Here is an 18,140-nt window from a genome sequence, read left to right on the forward strand (position 1 = left end):
CTTCGTCGCTATCAACGAGGTGACGATGGGCGTTTAATCCGGCACGCTTGAAGGCGAGGGCGGATGTGATGGCAAGAACCAGCGGTCTATCGATGCTAAGCGTCATCGCGTTGCTGGTCGCCGGCACCGCGCCGGGATGGGCCGCTCGCGCCCCGTCCGCATTCGCATCGGCGCCAATCGATCCGAGAGCGGTTGCCGTCGCCGGACATGGGGACGGCGTCGCCGACGACAGCGCCGCGATCCAGGCGGCGATCGACGCCGCGGAGGCCAAAGGCGGGGGCGGCCTCGTCTTTCTTCCCTCAGGCCGCTACCGCATCACCCGCACGATTTACGTTTGGCCCGGCGTGCGGATATTCGGCGTCGGCCGCACGCGTCCAACCATCGTGCTGGCACCGGATACGCCCGGTTTCCAGCACGGGGTCGGCAGCATGGTGCTGTTCGCCGGCAATCGCCCCGGCGCGGCGCGGCCGGGCCTCTACGGCCCGATCGAGCGGGGCCCGGTGCCGGTGCCGCCGCCGACCAGCGTGCCGTTCGATCCCCAGGTCGCCGACGCCAATCCGGGCACCTTCTATTCGGCGCTGTCGAATGTCGATTTCGAGATTGGCGAGGGCAATCCCGCAGCGACCGCGGTTCGTTTCCATGCTGCGCAGCACGCGTATCTGAGCCATATCGATTTTCGTCTCGGTTCGGCCCTCGCCGGCATCTACCAAGCCGGCAATCTGGGGATGGACCTGGCCTTTCATGGCGGGCGCTATGGCATTCTGACCGAGAAGCCGTCGCCGGCCTGGCAATATACGTTGCTCGATTCGACCTTTGACGGGCAGCGCGACGCCGCGATCCGCGAACATGAGGCGTCGCTGACTCTCGTCAACGTCGCCATACGCAACGTGCCAGTGGGGATCGAGATCGATCGTGGCTATGGCGACCAATTGTGGGGCAGCGATGTGCGCTTCGAGAATGTCGCCCGCGCGGGCGTCGTCATCAGCAACGAAGCCAGCGCCTTCACCCAGATCGGATTCGAGAATGCGACCGCGAGCGGCACGCCGGTGTTCGCACGTTTTCGCGATAGCGGGCGGACCGTCGCAGGTCCTGCCGCGCGCTATCGCGTGGTGGCATTCTCGCACGGGCTGACGCTTGCCGGTCTCGGGCAGACGGGACGAGTCGAGACGCGGCTCGACGCCGCGCCATTGTCGGCTCTGCCGAGCCGGCCGAAGCCCGCTATCCGTGCGCTCCCGCCGGTCGCGGCCTGGAGCAACGTTCGTGATTTCGGTGCGAAAGGCGACGACGCGACCGACGACACCGCCGCGATCCAGCGTGCGATCGACGCGAAGCGCATCGTCTATTTTCCGACCGGTTTCTATCGCATCAGCGAGACGTTACGACTACGTCCCGACAGCGTGCTGATCGGCCTGCACCCCAGCCTTACGCAGATCGTGCTGACCGATGACAGTCCCGGCTATCGTGGGGTCGGCAGTCCCAAGGCACTGGTTGAGAGCGCGAAGGGAGGTGATGCGATCATCTCCGGGCTCGGGCTGTTCACCGGCGGCGTCAATCCGCGCGCGACGGCATTGCTATGGCGAGCAGGCAAGGAGTCGCTAGTCGACGATGTCAAGTTCCAGGGAGGCCACGGCACCAACCTCGCCGATGGCAGCCGGTTCAATCCCTATAACGCCAACCAGACCGCCGACGCCGATCCGAAGAAAAAGTGGGACGGGCAATATGCCAGCCTGTGGGTGACCGATGGCGGCGGCGGCACCTTCAACGGATTGTGGACGCCAGACACTTATGCCCAGGCTGGGCTGTACGTGTCGGATACGACGACCCCCGGTCGCGTCTATGAGATGTCGGCCGAGCACCATCGCCGCGCGGAGATCGTGCTCGATCGCGTCGCGAACTGGCGGTTCTTCGCGCCCCAGACCGAGGAGGAAGCGAATGAGAGCCGCGACGCCGTCGCGCTGGAGGTGCGCAACTCACGCAACATCCTGTTCGCCAATTTTCACGGCTATCGCGTCACCCGCTCGCTCCAACCCGCGGCGGAGGCGGTACGATTGTACCAGTCGACCGACATCCGCTTCCGCAACCTGCACGTCAACGCGGAGAGCGGTTTCGCGACCTGCGATGCGAACGGCTGCGGGACGTATCTTCGCGCGAGCAAATTCTCGTTCGAAAACGCGATCCGCGACGTCACGCGCGGCCTCGATGTGCGCGAGCGCGAGTTCGCGGTGCTGGACGTGACCGACGCAACGGCCGCGCCTTCGACCCCATCGATCGCGGCCGCGACCCTGCTCGCGGACGGTTTCTATTCGCTCGGCGGCGGCGCGGTAGACGCATCGGGCAAGCTCTATTTCGTCGACCGCTTCTTCCAGCGCATCCATGGCTGGTCCGACAAAGAGGGGTTGTCGGTCGTCACCGACGCACCGCTCGATGCGGTCAACCTCGCGGTTGACCGCTCCGGGAACCTGCTGGTGCTTTCATCCGCCGGACCCGAAGCGACCGTCTTCAGCATCGATCCCGCGCGCCCTCAGGCGGTTCGTGTCATCGCGCCGACGCCCGTCGCCGGCCGCCAGGATAGCCGGGTCGTTCTGCCTGGCAGCTTCTGGGTCAATGGCGAGTTCCGCGACCAATATGACCCGGCGAGCGACCGCTTCGTCACACTTGCCGAGATGTTCGCGCGCGATGTGGCAGTGGCTAAACCGCGCGAATATGTCTCGCCCGACCACAGCCTTGTGCTGCCTGCCTATCGCGTATGGCAGCAGGGGCCGGTGTGGCGCTTTTCCGATACGCTCGACACCTATGGCTTCGTGACGGGCAAGGTCGGCGCACCGCTATACCTCGCCAATGCGTCGGAGGACCGCACCTATTCGGGCAGGCTCGGCGCGGGCGGAAGCATCACCGACCTCAAACCGTTCGCCGCGCGCGGCGGGGAAAGCGTCGCGGTCGGGGCGGATGGGCGCGTCTTTGTCGCCAATGGACAAGTGTTCGTCTACGCCGCCAATGGCGCGGAGATCGGCAGGATCGACGTGCCCGCGCGCCCGCTGCAATTGCTGTTCGGTGGAGCGGATGGACGGACCTTGTTCATCCTGACCCACCACGCGCTCTACGCCGCGCATCCCTGATCCTTGATCCCCGTTTCCGCCCGCTCTGCGACTTTGGTCGTAGATGATCGGCGCGCCGCCTTTCTGTAGTTAGCGCTAACTGAGATCGTTGCCCCGTCCCTCGGCCGGCGCGCTGCGACATAGGAAGGGGAGAAGAATATGGTCATAGTCAGCAGCTGCAGCGACTCGGCGTCGACCGCCCGCCGCGGAACGTTCGCCAGCCTGATCGCGCTGGCGGCCGCGCTGGCCGCGGTCCCCGGCGCGGCCCATGCGCAGGACAGTGCCGCCGCGGCGCCCGATCAACCCGCCAAATCGCAACCGGCTCCCGACGCTCCGGCCGCCCCCTCTTCCGGTCCGGGCGATATCATCGTCACCGGCTCGCGCATCACCACCAACGGCTTCAATGCGCCGACCCCGACGACCGTGATCGGCGAGGACCAGATCCTCAAGAACGCGCAGCCAAACATCTTCAACACCATCGCCCAATTGCCGTCACTGCAAGGATCGACGGGCGCGGCGACCGGCACGTTCAGCACCTCGAGCGGGCAGCAGGGGTTGAGCTCTTTCTCGCTCCGCGGGCTCGGCGCGATCCGCACGCTGACCCTGTTGGACGGGCAACGCGTCGGCGGCGCCAACGTCACCGGCGTCCCCGATATCAGCCTGTTTCCGCAACTGCTCATCAAGCGGGTCGACGTCGTGACCGGCGGCGCGTCGGCGTCCTACGGTTCGGACGCGGTCGGTGGCGTCGTCAACTTCATCACCGACACGCGGTTCGTCGGTTTCAAGGCGAACGTGCAGGGCGGCATCACCAATTATGGCGACGACAAGCAGGGCCTCGTCCAGGCGGCCTACGGAACGAAGTTGCTCGACGATCGCCTGCACCTGATCATCAGCGGCGAATATGATCACGAAGATGGTGTCGGGGCGGGCGATTTCGGAACCGATCTCGCCGGCAGCCGCGACTGGTATCGCGCCAGCACCTTGGTCAATACCGGGCAGACCAACAACGGCCTGCCGCAATATCTCTATCGCGATTATGCCCAGCCTTACCAATATGCCCTGTATGGCCTGATCAACAACGGCCCGTTGCAGGGGATCGCGTTCGATCGGAACGGTGCGCCGTTCAACTTCAACTACGGGTCGGGCGGCCAGCCTACTGGCACCGGCGCCGTCACCGGCTGTTATCCCGGCAACAGTTTCTGCGTCGGCGGCGATTTGTCGGGAGCGCCTGGTAGCGGAGCGTCGCTGAAATCGTCGCTCGAGCGCATCAACGGCTTCGGCCGGATCGGCTACGACTTCGCCCCCGACAACGAGATTTACGCGACCGTCGACGTGGGTGTGGTGAAGACCAGCAACCAGCCGAGCCCCGGATATGGCCGCCCGAGCTTGACCGTTCAATGCGCCAACCCGTTCGTGCCGCAATTGGTGAAGGATCGCTGCGCCACCGCCGGGATTACGCAGTTCAGCTTCGGGACCAGCAACGGATCCTTCCCGGATCCCAAAGTCTATACCGACCGGCGTCAGTACCGCTTCGTCGGCGGGGCCAAGGGGAAATTCGATGTCCTCGGATCCAGCTGGTCCTACGATAGCTATTACCAGCATTCCATTACCATTTCGAACATCAAGGTTCACGACATCGTTCTGCAGAATCGCTACGCCGCCGCGGCCAACGCGATCACGCTCAACGGTGCGATCGTCTGCGCGGATCCAGCGGCGCGCGCGCTCGGTTGCCAGCCGATCAACGTGTTCGGCGGCGCGGCGCCGTCCTCGGCGGCACTCGCTTATGTCACGCCGGTCAACGGACCGTTTCAGCACACCAGGCTGACTCAGGATGTGGTCAGCGTGAACTTCTCCGGTGAGCCGCTCAAATTATGGGCGGGTCCGCTGTCGGTCGCCTTCGGTGGAGAATATCGTCGCGAATTCTATCGCGTGAACGCCGATCCCTATGGCGCCGGCGTTTCCAGCATCAGCCCGAACAGTCCCGCATATCCGGCCGATCCGCTGCTCAATTCGCAGCTAGGCAGCAGCTGGGCGGCCGGCAACTATAAGAACGGCCACGGCAAATACGACGTCTACGAAGGATTTCTCGAACTCGATCTGCCGCTGTTCGACAGCAAGGCGATCGGCCGGGCCAATCTCAACGCCTCAGGCCGCGGAACGCATTACAGCACGTCGGGTACCGTCTGGGCGTGGAAGATCGGCGGCACCTGGACCACCCCGCTCGACGGCATCCGGCTGCGCGCGGTGACATCGCGCGACGTGCGCGCGCCCAATTTGTCGGAACTGTTCGCGGCGCCGACGATCACGACCTTGCCGAATTTCACCGATCCGTTTCGCAACGTTGCGGTACAGGCTTTCCAGAACACGGTCGGCAACCCCAATCTCAAGCCAGAAATCGCCCGCAACACCGAACTCGGCATCGTGCTGTCGCGCCCGTCCTGGCTACCTGGGCTCAGCCTGTCGTTCGACTATTACAATATCAACCTGAAAGGCGTGGTCTCTACCCTGACGCCGCAGCAGATCGTCAATTTCTGCTTCTCCGGCAACCAGGCTTTCTGTGGCGGGTTCGTCCTCAACAGCCCCGTGCAGGGCGGCAATTTCATCAATGTTCAGCCGTTCAACCTCGCTTCATGGAAAACCAGTGGTTTCGATATCGAGGCGAGCTACCAATGGAAGCAGCCACTAGGCCTGCCGGGCAACTTCACGGTTCGGGCATTGGGCACGCACGTCACCAAGTTCCTGGTCGATGCGGGTATTGCCGGCGTGGCCGTGGTCGATCAGGCCGGCGCCAACTCGGGTAATACGCCCTATTGGAAATGGCTGGCTGTCCAGAGCTATTCAAATGATGCGTTCAGCCTCGACGTGCAGGAGCGCTGGTTCTCCGACGGCGTGTTTGGCCACCAGTACGTCGTCTGCACGACGGGTTGTCCCGTCTCCACCGCGAACAACCCCACGATCGACTACAACAAGATGAAGGGCGCGTTCTATATCGATATCGGTGGCTCGGTGAACATCGGCAAGAAGGCGACCCTGTATTTCAAGGTCGACAATGTGTTCGACCACGACCCTGCGCCGTCGCCGCAGACTAATACCGGACTCGACGTGAATCCGGCGCTCTACGACACGCTCGGCCGCATCTATCGGGTCGGGGTGCGGGCGCGCTTCTAATAGGGCGGGTGAGGGGCTCCGCCAATCTCCGTCGGGTCCGGGGGGGGCGGAAGATCGGTGGCCGGCAACCTGCGATCACCGATCTTGGGCCTCTGCAGAAAATGATCGTGGCAGCGGAGGCGGATTATGCGTGCCCTATCACGCGCCTCGCGCTCCGCTTGCTGGCGTTCATCTGGGCGGACATGCTGAGCGCAGGTCTGCCCAAACCAGAAGGACTCGCCCTGCGCCCGGCAAATCCGACCGGGTTGCACTCCCGGCGGTTCAGGCCTGTGCCGGTGAACCGTGACTTCCGGTTCCCGGTCCGGCGGCGCGGAGCATATTCGATATAGCACGAACAGGAGCGGCGTTCCGGCCTAAGGTCGCGTTGCCGCTGACGTTTGATCCGGGAGTGGCCGACGGGACGAGCTATCCGTGCAGGATGGGCTTGTCGCCGAACGGACGATTGATAATCGCCAGCACTTCGGTTGCGACGAACACACGGTTACGGGCGTAGCCGGTCTTCTCCTGAAGGCGCCCACTTGCTCGAGTTGTTCGATCGCGGTGAGTGCCGCCCGGGATCGAGACGTGCCGCGAGCCTTTTGGCAGTCACCACCGGGTAGCTGGCAAGCAGCTCAAGTGCGCGCAAGGCTGCCGAATGCTAACGAAAGCGGCGGCGCGCCCGCCATGCCTGGGCGAGTGACCGAAGAGCGTCGCGTGTGACCATTAGTTCGTCGACCGACCCGGTGATCGCGTCGGCCAGAAAAGCGACGGCCGCAGCCCAGTCCAGTTGCTGCTGCGCGGCTTTGAGTGATGCATAATATTCGGATTTATGCGCTTCAATATATTGCGAGAGGTAGAGCGGGAGTGCCTCGAACTGGTCGGCGAGGGATACACCTCGGCCGAGATCGAAGGGCTGCTGGGTATATCGAACGCCGGTCAAACTGCCGCCGGAAATGAGCGGTTCCGATCATCCTGACCGCTTGCTCAAGCTCGACGAGGTCAAACGCCGGGTCGAGCTTGGGAAGTCGATGATTTATCGACTCATTCAGGAAGGGAAGTTCCCGTCGCCTTACAAGGTTTCTCCCTTCGCGTCGCGATGGAGCGACCGCGAGATCGTAGCGTGGATCGACGACGTGAAGGACGGATTCGAGGGCAAGAAGCGCAAGGGCTAGCGGATCAGGAATCGCGGGCCGAGGGGAGAAGGCGTGACTGCCGGGCGACGACGTGAGTCGAGGGCTATGTGCCCAGCAATCTCTTTTTGAACTGCGCCTTGATCAGCCTGTCTTCGAGAATTCGCCCAGCGAGATAGAGAAAGGCGAAGATCGCCGCAAAGACATAGGCGGGCGTCGGCGAGGGTTTCTTGTTCTTGCCTTCGGCCTTGTCCGCGCCATCCTTTTTAGGCTTTTCGGGTGCGGGTGCGCCCAGGGCTTTGTCGATCGGGTTCATCGGCAGCACCTGCGCGTCTTTTTTTGCGGACTTTGCGGCGTCGGTTGAGGGTTTCTGGTGCTTGACCACGACGATGGTGAACTGAGCGATGCCCAGAAATAGCAGCGGCGCCAGAAAGCAGAACAGCAACGCCCGGCTGGTCAGATGATAGCGCAGCACGGCGCCGGCCGCGCCTCGTTCAATCCGCAGGACGCCACCATCGAAAACCGACATCTTGTCCTGGGCTGCCTGGTCCTTCTTGCGGAACGTCAGCGTGTCGCTGGTCCGTTCGTGGCTGGTCCCGGTCTGGCGGAACAGGGAATCGAGCCTGTCAAAGGCTTGACTGCCCGATTGCCCGGGAGCGAGCGCCAGGCTGCCCCTGATGTGCCAGATCCAGTCGATGAAACGCAGGTTCACGTGATGATCTCCATCGGGGAGAGCTTTTCCATACCGTCTCGGAGCAAGGCTCAACCCGGGCCGCTCATGGCGGCCCGGGCGTGACGAACGGGTAGAGGGAGGTTGTGCGGGCGGAGCAATGTCATCACTCGGCGGGCACCACGGCCGCCGGCCGGCCGAATCGTTCCTTGAGCGTCTTCCAGCCCTCGGTGAAGGGATGGGTCATCTGCTCGCGGATCGACATGCGGCGGCCGCCTTCCATCCCGAGCAGTTCCGCTTCGCCGTCCACGCACGTGCCGAACATGCGGTCGATGAAGATGTAGACACCGGAATAATTGCTGCGGGTGGCTTCGAAGTCCTGCGAATGGTGCAGGCTGTGATGTTCGGTGGTGTTGAACAGGAAGCGCCACCAACGCGGCGTGTTGAAGCGAACATTGATGTGCTGATAGGTCCCGACCGCCAGGCCGATGGCCCCGGCGAGGAGAGCGGCCCTCGGCAGGAAATCGAAGAATCCACCGATACCAAGGCCGATCAGGAACAGCTCGACCGGGTTGCCGACCGCGCCCTTGTTGATGTTCAGCTGGGTAATGTAGTGATGCACCGAATGGGGCAGCCAGAGCGGGTACCAATTATGCATCCCGCGATGCATCCAATATTGCCCGAAATCGAAGATGAATGAGATCAGGAAGGCCTGCACCAGCAGCGGCAGTCCCGTGAACCACTTGAGTTTGTCCCAGTTGAAGGAATGCTGGATGGCTTCGATCATGGCGCCGTCGCCGATATAGCTGTCGACAATGCGGAGCAGCGTATAACCGAGCGAGACATAGAACAGGTCGGTGACAAGTTCCTTCCAGGTCAGGCGCCAGCTCTCGTAGCGCGGGTTCACCCATTCGAGCCCCAGCAGCAGCGCCTTGAAGCCGATGCCGATGCCAACCGCGGTCGATGCCTTGGCGATGGAATTGGGTGCGTAATACCAGAAGGCGATCAGCGCGAAGAGCATCGTCGGCTGGAACCAGGTGAAGATGAACTGCTTCACCGGGCCGCCTTCGACCCTGGGGATGTTCTCCCAGCCGACGATCACCGGCGCCTGTGCTCCGATCACCCTTTTACCGACGCGAATTCCGTCCATCTTGTCCCCGCGATCCCGAGTGTCGACTCTGGATATCCGGAACCCCGCTGCGGCGGCATACGTCATCGGACGTATACGCTCGTCTCCGTCGATTGCTGGCTCGGCAGCTGTGCCGATGAGATGCCGAGTTTGGCGAACAATGCGGCATCGCGATCGTCGCCGGCGTTGCCGGTGGTGAGCAGCTTGTTGCCGGTGAAGATCGAATTGGCACCCGCCAGGAAGCAGAGCGCCTGGGTGGCATCACTCATGCTCTCGCGGCCGGCGGACAGGCGCACCATGCTCTCCGGCATGGTGATCCGCGCGACCGCCACCGTGCGCACGAACTCGATGTCGTCGATCTTCGCCGAAGGCACGTCCTTCAGCATGTCGCCCAGCACCGTGCCGGGCACCGGCACCAGCGCGTTGATCGGCACCGAGCCCGGATGCACCGGCAGTGTCGCCAACGCGTGCACGAACCCCACGCGGTCGGCACGTGTCTCGCCCATGCCCATGATGCCGCCGCAGCAGACATTGATGCCGGCCTCGCGGACATTCTCCAGCGTCTCGATCCGGTCCGCGAAGGTCCGCGTCGAGATGATGTTGGCGTAGTTCTCGGGGCTGGTGTCGATATTATGGTTGTAATAGTCGAGCCCCGCCTCCGCGAGCGCTTGAGCCTGGCCCGGCGTCAGCATGCCGAGCGTCATGCAGGTCTCCATCCCCATGGCGCGCACGCCCTTCACCATCTCGGCGAGCGCGGGGATGTCGCTCTCCTTGGGGTTGCGCCAGGCGGCGCCCATGCAGAAGCGCGTCGAGCCATGATCCCGGGCCTGGGCAGCTGCCTGCAGCACGCGCTGGACATCCATCAGCTTGGTCGCCTTCAGCCCGGTCTCGGCGTGGGCGGACTGGTTGCAATAACCGCAATCCTCGACGCAGCCGCCGGTTTTGATCGAGAGCAATGTCGACAGCTGCACCTTGTTCGCCGCGTGATGGGCGCGATGCACCTCGGCCGCGCGGAACACGAGTTCGGTGAAGGGGAGGTCGAACAACGTGGCGATCTCGTCGCGCGTCCACCTCTTCTCCCCTCCCGCTCGCGGGAGGGGTTGGGGGAGGGCATGTTGGTTGGTAGAGAAAGACACGCCCTCCCCTAGCCCCTCCCGCAAGCGGGAGGGCGACTCTATGGTCGCTTCGTTCATGTCCTTCTCTCGCTCTCGGGCAGTCGTCGAGATGCGCTCATTCCTGCGGTGCGATCGTCAGCCGGATGCCGTTCAGTGCCGCCGACGCCGGGATCTGGCACGACAGACGTGAACCGGTCGAGCGATGCGCCGAGCTATCCAGCAAATCGTCTTCGTCCTGCGACATCGTGGGCAGCATCGCGGCGAAGGCCGGATCGACATGAACGTGGCAGCTCGCGCAGGAGCAGCAGCCACCGCAGAAGGCCGGAATGTCATCGATCCCGGACGACCGAATGATCTCCATCAGCGAATTGCCGATCGTGCCCTCGATCACGCGGGTGTCGCCCGCCAGATTCTGGACATGGAGCTGGATCGTCGCTTGCTGGGCGGCTTCGGTCATGCTCGTTTCACTCCGTGCATGGGGCGCGCGCTTCGGCCGGGAGCGCCGCCGGTTGATGTACTGCGATCGTTTCGGGGGTCCCGATGCGGCGCCGCTCGGCGCTGTGTCGTGGGGAAGACGCCTATCGCTGGAGATAGCGCCGCCATCCGCCAAGCGAGGTGATGTCCTCGGCATTGACGGTCGCGCGCGGCTCCGCGACGAAACCCTTGACCAGGCTACCGTCCTCCAGCGTCACGGTGCCGATCGCGAGGGGAGGCGGAACCTCGGCGACGAAGCTGCCGAACGCCGCCATGTCGAGCTCGTAGATCTCGATCGCGATCGGGGCGCCGTCGCCGCTGTGGACCAGCGCCGGCTTGGGCGGCACGCTGTCCGCCATGGCGTAAAGCCGGTAGACGGGGGCGGTCCTGGCTTCACCAACGAAGCGTGCGTCACGGGAGGTCAGTTGCCAGTGCAATGGCATGTCCTTCAGATGCGCACCGACAACGGCCAGTTTTACGGTCTCCATGTGTCCCTCCAGGTCGAGCGGCGGCAGGTGCGCCGGCGCGGGGAAAAGTGTCTTCGCCAGGTCGATCAGGCTGCGGTCGCTGCCGGCGGGTCCCATCAGCGTGACGCCGAAGCCGACGCCGCTGTGATATTGACCCGTCGGGACCGCGATCGCGGCCATGTCGAGCAGATTGACGAAGTTGGTATAGGCGCCGAGGCTCGCGTTGAGCGCGATCGGTGCGGCGAGCATCTCGGCCACGCGATAGCTGGTCGGGGCGGTCGGCAAGGCGAGCAGATCGATTGTCGCCCACATCTCCTCCGCTGCCCGGGCGAGGTCGGCAAGACGGTAGCTTGCCGCGAAGGCATCGACCGCGCTGTAGGTATGGCCTTCCTCGACGATGCTGCGAACAACCGGATGGATCGCCTCCGGGTCGTCGCGAAGCAAATCCTGAAGCGCCGCGGTCCGCTCGGCGATCCAGGGGCCATTATACAACAGCCGGGCCGCCTCGTTGAGCGGAGTCATGTCGATCTCGACCAGCTCGGCATCGAGGCTGGCCAGTGCCGCGTCATAGAGGAAACCGGAGTCGATATCGCCGAACCAGGGGCGCTGGTCGACGCGCGGCACGCCGATCCGGCGATGCGCGCGCGGCGCGTCGTCGAGCGACCGCGAGAAACTGTCCTCGCGATCGAAGCCGGCGACGATGGCATCGACAAGTCCGGCCTCCGCCACCGTCCCGGCGAAGACCGTGATGCAATCGAGTGTCCGGCAGGCGGGGACGAGCCCGCGGCTGCTCCACCGTCCGCGCGTCGGCTTGAAGCCGATCAGGTGATTGAAGGCGGCCGGAACGCGGCCCGATCCCGCCGTGTCGGTGCCGAGCGCGAAGGCGACCAGCCCACCTGCCACCGCGACCGCTGAGCCCGAACTCGATCCCCCGCTCACCCAGGCCCGGTTATAGGCGTTGCGCGGAATGCCATAGGGGCTGCGGGTACCGTTGAGACCGGTGGCGAACTGGTCGAGGTTGGTCTTGCCGACGGGGATCGCCCCGGCGGCGACCAGCCGCTCTACCGCGGTCGCCGACCGCGACGGTACGTAGGAAAAGGCTGGGCATCCGGCGGTCGTAGCGAGACCAGCGACGTCGATATTGTCCTTCACCGCGAACGGCACGCCGGCAAGCGGCAGCGCGTCGCCGTCGGCGACCCGTTGGTCGACCGCGGCGGCGGCGGCGCGGAGCGCGGCGCCATCGAAGCGGGATATCCAGACCGCGGGCTGGACTGCGTCATAAAAGTCGAGGCGCCGGATGACCTCGTCCATCACGTCGGCGGCCGAGCGGCGACGCGACTGTACGTCGGCTGCAATGGCTTCGACGGACAGGCGGTCGAGCGCGGTCACGATCGGATCAGCGCCAGCATCGGCGCGCCGGGCGTAACGCTCTGCCGCTCGACGACATAGAGGGCCGCGACTGTCCCGGCGGCGGGACTGGTGAGCGGGAATTCGGTTTTCATCGCCTCCATCACCGCGATCGTCTCGCCGGCCGCGACCAGGTCGCCGGGTGCTTTCATCAACTTCCAGACGCTGCCGCCAAAGGGGGCCTCGACCAGCTCCGCGCCTTCGGGAAGCGTGATGGCGTCGGCGGGTTTGTCGTCGACTTCCTCGCTCAGGCTGGCGACGCGATCGAACTCGCCGCGCCGCTCCCATTCGGCACGCTCGGCAGCGAAGGCGGCGTTGCGGCTCGTTTCGAATGCGGTGATCGACTCGGCATTCTCGGCGAGAAAGGCGCGATAGTCGGCGAGGCGGAATTCGGTCTCCTCGATCTCGATCGTGCGGCGACCGAGCGGGAAGTCACGGCGCCACTCAGTGAGTTCGTCGTGGCTCACGGGGAAGAACCGGATCTGGTCGAAGAAGCGTAGCAACCAGGGCTTGCCTTCGGTGAAGGCGCCGCCTTGCCGATAGGTGTTCCACACCTGGATGGTGCGGCCGAACAGCTGATAGCCGCCCGGGCCCTCCATCCCATAGATGCACATATAGGCGCCGCCGATGCCGACGACATTGGGTGGCGTCCAGGTGCGCGCCGGGTTGTATTTGGTCGTGACCAGCCGATGCCGCGGATCGATCGGTGTCGCCACCGGCGCGCCCAGATAGACGTCGCCGAGTCCGTAGACGAGGTAGCGCGCATCGAAAACGGTGCGATAGACGTCATCCGCGCTCGCCAGCCCGTTGGCGCGACGGATGAACTCGATATTGTCCGGACACCACGGCGCGTCGTCGCGCACCACGGCCATGTAGCGCTCGATCGTCTGATGAATGGCGGGATCATCCCAGCTCAACGGGAGATGCACGATGCGCGAGGGGATCGCGAAGTCGTCGAGCTCGCCGAGCTGTTCCTCTATCGCCATCAGTCGATCGAGAAGCTTGTCCTCCTTGATGCGGATGCCGTCGAGATGGACCTGGAAGGAACGGATGCCGGGGACGATGTCGAGGATGCCGGGCAGCTCCAGCGCGGCAAGCGCCGTCGTGGCCGCATGAACCCGCAACCGCAGCTCGAGATCCAGCGTGATCGGCCCATATTCGACGAGCAGATTGCGGTCGCCCTGGCGGCGATACAGGATACGCGGGCGACGACCCTGCGGCGGGATCTCGGCCAGGATCGCCTCCGATCCGCTGCCTGCGGTCGTCGTGACGGGGCGAGCGGGGCGCCCCTCGATCCATTCCTCTTCGGCCGCACTCGCCGCATCCGCATCGGCGAGGCTGACAGCCACGAACCGGATCCGGTCGCCCGGCGCGAGCTGGCCGACTTTCCAGAGATCGGCCGCGATCACCACGAACGGGCAGACGAACCCGCCGAGCGAGGGGCCGTCAGGGCCGAGAATGATCGGCATGTCGCCGGTAAAGTCGAGCGAGCCGATCGCATAGGGATTGTCGTGGATGTTGGACGGATGGAGCCCGGCCTCGCCACCGTCCTGGCGCGCCCAATGGGGTTTTGGCCCGACCAGCCTGACGCCGGTACGGTTGCTGTTGTAATGGACACGCCAGTCGGCCGTCAGGATCGTCTCGATATCCTCGGGGGCGAAGAAATCGGGCGCGCCATGCGGACCGTAGAGCACGCGGATCGTCCAGTCCGGACCGAAGGCCGGCTGCGCGATCACCCGTGGTCCGGGGATTACCGCGGGCGGGTGCGGTGCCAGGTGGAGCGTGTCGCCCGCGAGCAACCTGCGGCCGCCATGTCCGCCGAATTCCCCCAGGTCGAAGGTGCTGACGCTGCCGAGATAGGCGGGAATGTCGAGGCCGCCGGCGAACAGAATGTAGCCGCGCATGCCGCCACCATGGACGCGGCCAAGCGCCAGCAGCTGGTCCTTGTCGACCGTGATGGCCTGGTTGCGTGGCACCGGCCTGCCATCGAGCGTGGCCTCGAACTCGGCCCCGGTCAGGCAGATACGTGTCGGTGTGTTGAACTGGAGCGTTGGGCCCGTCACCGTCACCTCGAGCCCGGCCGCCGCCGCATCGTTCCCGAGCAGCGCGTTGCCCAGCCGGAAGGCGCGGGCGTCCATCGGTCCGGACGGCGGCACGCCGACATCCCACAGCCCGATCCGCCCCGGAAAGTCCTGCACGGCCGTGAGCGTGCCGGCCGCACGCACCGAGATACTGCGCGGCTGATGCACGACCCGCTCGAGCGAGCGCGTGGAGACGTCGCCCGAGGTGAAATCGTCGGCGCGCGCGACATCGCGTAGCCACCGCAAGTTCGTCTCGATGCCGGCCAGGCGCGTCGCGTCGAGCGCTGCCTGCATCGCCGTGACCGCGGCGTCGCGATCCTCCCCGCGCACGATCAGCTTGGCGATCATCGGGTCGTAAAAGGGCGAGACCTTGGCGCCGCTCTCGACCCAGGTCTCGATCCGCGCGTCGTCCGGGAAGGCGACGTCGGTGAGCGAACCCGCGGCGGGCCGGAAGTCGAGCGCCGGATCCTCGGCATAGAGCCGCGCCTGGATCGACCAGCCACGCGGACGCGGCACAGGCGCGTCGAGAAAGCCGTAATCGCCGGCTGCACCGCGCACCATCCACTGGACGAGGTCGATGCCGGTCACTTCCTCGGTGACGCCATGCTCGACCTGCAGCCGCGTATTCACTTCCAGGAAGAACCAGTCCTGCCGCTCGGCATCGTAGAGGAACTCGACGGTCCCGGCCGAGCGATAGCGGGCGGCCGCGCCCAATCGCACTGCCGCGTCGGTCAGCGCGGCGCGGACATGGTCGGGAAGGTTGGGGGCAGGGGCCTCCTCGATCACTTTCTGGTTGCGGCGCTGGAGCGAGCAGTCGCGTTCGCCGAGCGAGACGACGCGCCCCGTTCCATCACCGAAAATCTGCACCTCGACATGCCGGGCGCGGGGCACGAAGCGCTCGAGGAACAGACCGGCGTCGCCGAAATTGCCCGCGCCAAGCCGCGCCACCGCGGCATAGCCGTCGCGCACGGCGGCAGGATCGGCGCAGACGCGCATGCCGATGCCGCCACCGCCGGCGGTTGCCTTGAGCATGACCGGGTAGCCGATCCGCGCGGCGGCTTCGATCGCCGCCTCCGCATCCGCCAGCAGCCCGGTGCCGGGCGCCAGCGGCACCCCCTCGGCCTCGGCGAGCGCGCGGGCGCTGTGCTTCAGCCCGAAGGCGCGAATATTGTCCGGCTTCGGCCCGATGAAGACGATGCCGGCGGCGGCACAGGCTTCGGCAAAGTCGGCATTCTCCGACAGGAAGCCGTAGCCGGGGTGGATCGCGTCGGCGCCGGTTTCGCGGGCGGCGGCAAGAATGCGCGCGGTATCGAGATAACTTTCCGCGGCCGGGCCAGGGCCGATCCGTATGGCGATGTCGGCTTCGGCGACATGCCGCGACGCCTCGTCGGCGTCGGAGAACACCGCGACCGAGCGAATGCCCATGGTGCGCAGCGTGCGGATGATCCGGCAAGCGATCGCCCCGCGATTGGCGATCAGGACCGTGCCGAAGTTCATGCCGTCACGATCATGCGGACGGGCGTGGGATTGAAGCCGTTGCAGGGATTGTTGATCTGCGGACAGTTCGAAACGACGACGGTCACGTCCATCTCGGCCCGCAGGTCGACGGAAAGGCCCGGTGCCGAAATGCCGTCGACGATGCCGAGCGCACCGTCCGCTTCGACGGGCACGTTCATGAAGAAATTGACGTTCGAGACCATGTCGCGCTTGCCGCGGCCGTCGCGCAGATTGGCTTCGAGGAAATTGTCGACGCAGCTATGCTGCGCCTTGGTGTGATGGCCGTAGCGCAGGCTGTTGGACTCGATCGAGCAGGCGCCGCCGATCGTATCATGATACTCGACCGATGTGCCGGTGATCGTCATCATCGGCCGGCCTTCGTTGGACAGCAGGACGCTGCCGGTGCGCAGGAAGATGTTCGCCTGCGCCGCCACCGTGTCCTGCGCGCTGTAGCGCTCGGCGTCGTCGTCGGTCGCATAGAGCAGGAAATCGACCGCCTGATTGCCTTCGAGGTCGATGATACGGAGCGTTTTCCCGGCCTTCACGCGATGCATCCAGGGAGCGCGGGCAGCCACGATCTCGTCGTGGACGATCTGGCCGGTGAGGCCAGCGACATGCGGATCATTTTCCATCAGCGGCGATACAGATCTTCGGTGTTGAGAAAGGCGCGCCGCCGCTCGGGCGTCGCGGTGCGGATCGGATCGTCGGCAGCGGCTACCGCACCGCGCCAGGCAGTGGCGCGCAGTGGCGTGACGCTCCACGGCCGTCCGTCGAGAACATGCGGGCAATTGGCGATGACCAGGATCAGGTCCATCTCCGCGCGCAGGACGAGCGCGCGGCCCGGTGTGAAGGGGCCGAGCTCCGGCACGATCGCGCCGTCCGCGGCGATCCGCACGCCTTTGAACAGATTGATGCAGGGATGGACGTCGCGCCGGCCCAGCCCATGTTTCGCGGCGCCGAGCAGCAGCCGGTCGCGCGCATTGGGATGCGCGCCCGAATTGCGGCCGTCGCCATAATGGCGCTGGTTCGACGCTTCGCTGGAAGCGCCGCAAAAGGCATCGTGGGTGCCGGCATCGTCCTGTTCGATACTGGCAAGGACGCGGCCCATGTCGGACAGCAACAGGCTACCCGTCGACGGATAGGCGTCCCATTGCACCTTGACGGTGTCGGCGATGTTGAGCCGCTCGGTCGGCGTGGCGGCGTTGAACAGCAGCAACGACGCGCAGGCATCGCCTTCGAGATCGATCAGCCGCAGGCGCGTGCCCCGTGCGAGCGCTCGGGAGGCATAGCCGCCGCCCGCGATCGTCTCTTCCCACAGCAGGTCGTCGGACGAGATGCCCGCCGGCAGGTCGTCGGCCTGGGGCGGCAGGATCGGCATCGCCTCGACGACGATGCCGTCCATGGCACGGGCATGGGCGCGCGCGGCGTTGGGATCGGCAAGTGTTGCGCTCATGCCGCCTTGTCCCCTGCCTGAAGCGCGCCACGCTCCTGCTCGTGAAGCGGAGGCAGCAGTGCCGTGGTGGTGAAGAGCCGGAGCTGCTGCACGCCGCGTACCTTGCGCAGCGCATCGCACAGATCGCGCAGCCGGACGGCCGGGCCCTGTACCAGCAGCACCTCGAGCGACTGGTCGTCCTCGAGGAAGACGTGCTGCGAGGAGATCACTTCCTTGAGATATTCGGCCTGGGTTTGCGCGAGTTGATGGCGAACGCGCCCCATGTCGCCGCGATAGACCAGGGTGATCGTGCCGGCGAGCATGTCCTCCGGCCGCACGGTAGCGCCATGCTGGGCAAGCTCGTTGCGGATCAACTCCGCGATCAGCTGGGAACGCGATGGCAGGCCGCGCTCTTCCACCATCAGGTCAAGCTGGCGGGAGAGCTCGGCGGGTAGGCTCATGCTGAGCCGGGCCAGGCTGGAGGGGGTGGGGTCCT

At 65.3% G+C, this 18,140-nt stretch carries 13 protein-coding genes; 3 read left to right on the top strand and 10 right to left on the bottom strand.

Translation table 11 applies throughout. From position 1 onward, the window contains the following. The first annotated feature begins 68 nt into the window (after positions 1-68). Together AC1DSD_RS03460 and AC1DSD_RS03465 are read left to right on the top strand one after the other, a co-directional pair. Complete coding sequence (locus AC1DSD_RS03460) at positions 69-3,116, top strand: glycosyl hydrolase family 28-related protein (RefSeq protein WP_478028525.1); 3,048 nt, start codon at positions 69-71, stop codon at positions 3,114-3,116. A 138-nt stretch (positions 3,117-3,254) separates the two neighbouring features. Beyond that, the gene (locus tag AC1DSD_RS03465; RefSeq protein WP_478028527.1) at positions 3,255-6,263 is read left to right on the top strand and encodes a TonB-dependent receptor plug domain-containing protein; all 3,009 of its coding nucleotides are present in this window, start codon (positions 3,255-3,257) and stop codon (positions 6,261-6,263) included. 637 nt (positions 6,264-6,900) lie between these two features. Here AC1DSD_RS03465 and AC1DSD_RS03470 read toward each other — a convergent pair. After that, entirely contained in the window at positions 6,901-7,182 is a 282-nt protein-coding gene (locus AC1DSD_RS03470; protein WP_478028529.1) for a hypothetical protein, read from the bottom strand. A gap of 13 nt (positions 7,183-7,195) precedes the next feature. Between AC1DSD_RS03470 and AC1DSD_RS03475 the strand changes: the two genes are divergently transcribed. Next, positions 7,196-7,414 (top strand): helix-turn-helix transcriptional regulator, encoded by a 219-nt coding sequence (locus tag AC1DSD_RS03475; protein WP_478028530.1) that lies wholly within the window; start codon positions 7,196-7,198, stop codon positions 7,412-7,414. A 64-nt stretch (positions 7,415-7,478) separates the two neighbouring features. Here the strand turns inward: AC1DSD_RS03475 and AC1DSD_RS03480 are convergent, their stop codons facing one another. From AC1DSD_RS03480 to AC1DSD_RS03520, 9 genes are all read right to left on the bottom strand, one after another. Continuing rightward, positions 7,479-8,084, bottom strand: coding sequence for a hypothetical protein (locus AC1DSD_RS03480; RefSeq protein ID WP_478028532.1), 606 nt, complete (start codon positions 8,082-8,084; stop codon positions 7,479-7,481). Positions 8,085-8,208: 124 nt separating this feature from the next. Further along, positions 8,209-9,192: a sterol desaturase family protein gene (locus AC1DSD_RS03485; protein ID WP_478028533.1), complete on the bottom strand. Its 984-nt coding sequence runs from the start codon at positions 9,190-9,192 to the stop codon at positions 8,209-8,211. A 62-nt stretch (positions 9,193-9,254) separates the two neighbouring features. After that, positions 9,255-10,307, bottom strand: a complete 1,053-nt coding sequence (bioB, locus tag AC1DSD_RS03490) for a biotin synthase BioB (RefSeq protein ID WP_478028534.1) — start codon at positions 10,305-10,307, stop codon at positions 9,255-9,257. A gap of 94 nt (positions 10,308-10,401) precedes the next feature. Further along, positions 10,402-10,743 (bottom strand): 2Fe-2S iron-sulfur cluster-binding protein, encoded by a 342-nt coding sequence (locus AC1DSD_RS03495; RefSeq protein ID WP_478028536.1) that lies wholly within the window; start codon positions 10,741-10,743, stop codon positions 10,402-10,404. Between the two features lie 121 nt (positions 10,744-10,864). Next, positions 10,865-12,616 (bottom strand): allophanate hydrolase, encoded by a 1,752-nt coding sequence (gene atzF / locus AC1DSD_RS03500; protein WP_478028537.1) that lies wholly within the window; start codon positions 12,614-12,616, stop codon positions 10,865-10,867. Next, the gene (gene uca, locus AC1DSD_RS03505) at positions 12,613-16,212 is read right to left on the bottom strand and encodes an urea carboxylase (RefSeq protein WP_478028539.1); all 3,600 of its coding nucleotides are present in this window, start codon (positions 16,210-16,212) and stop codon (positions 12,613-12,615) included. Before uca ends, atzF begins: the two co-directional genes overlap by 4 nt. Further along, positions 16,209-16,844: an urea amidolyase associated protein UAAP2 gene (locus AC1DSD_RS03510; RefSeq protein WP_478028540.1), complete on the bottom strand. Its 636-nt coding sequence runs from the start codon at positions 16,842-16,844 to the stop codon at positions 16,209-16,211. The genes uca and AC1DSD_RS03510 overlap by 4 nt, the downstream gene beginning before the upstream one ends. Further along, entirely contained in the window at positions 16,844-17,665 is an 822-nt protein-coding gene (locus tag AC1DSD_RS03515) for an urea amidolyase associated protein UAAP1 (protein ID WP_478028542.1), read from the bottom strand. Before AC1DSD_RS03515 ends, AC1DSD_RS03510 begins: the two co-directional genes overlap by 1 nt. Next, positions 17,662-18,105, bottom strand: coding sequence for a CopG family ribbon-helix-helix protein (locus tag AC1DSD_RS03520; protein WP_478029014.1), 444 nt, complete (start codon positions 18,103-18,105; stop codon positions 17,662-17,664). The genes AC1DSD_RS03515 and AC1DSD_RS03520 overlap by 4 nt, the downstream gene beginning before the upstream one ends. Between the last annotated feature and the right edge of the window lie 35 nt (positions 18,106-18,140).

It is taken from the genome of Sphingomonas sp. P4_D12 (genome assembly GCF_056401895.1).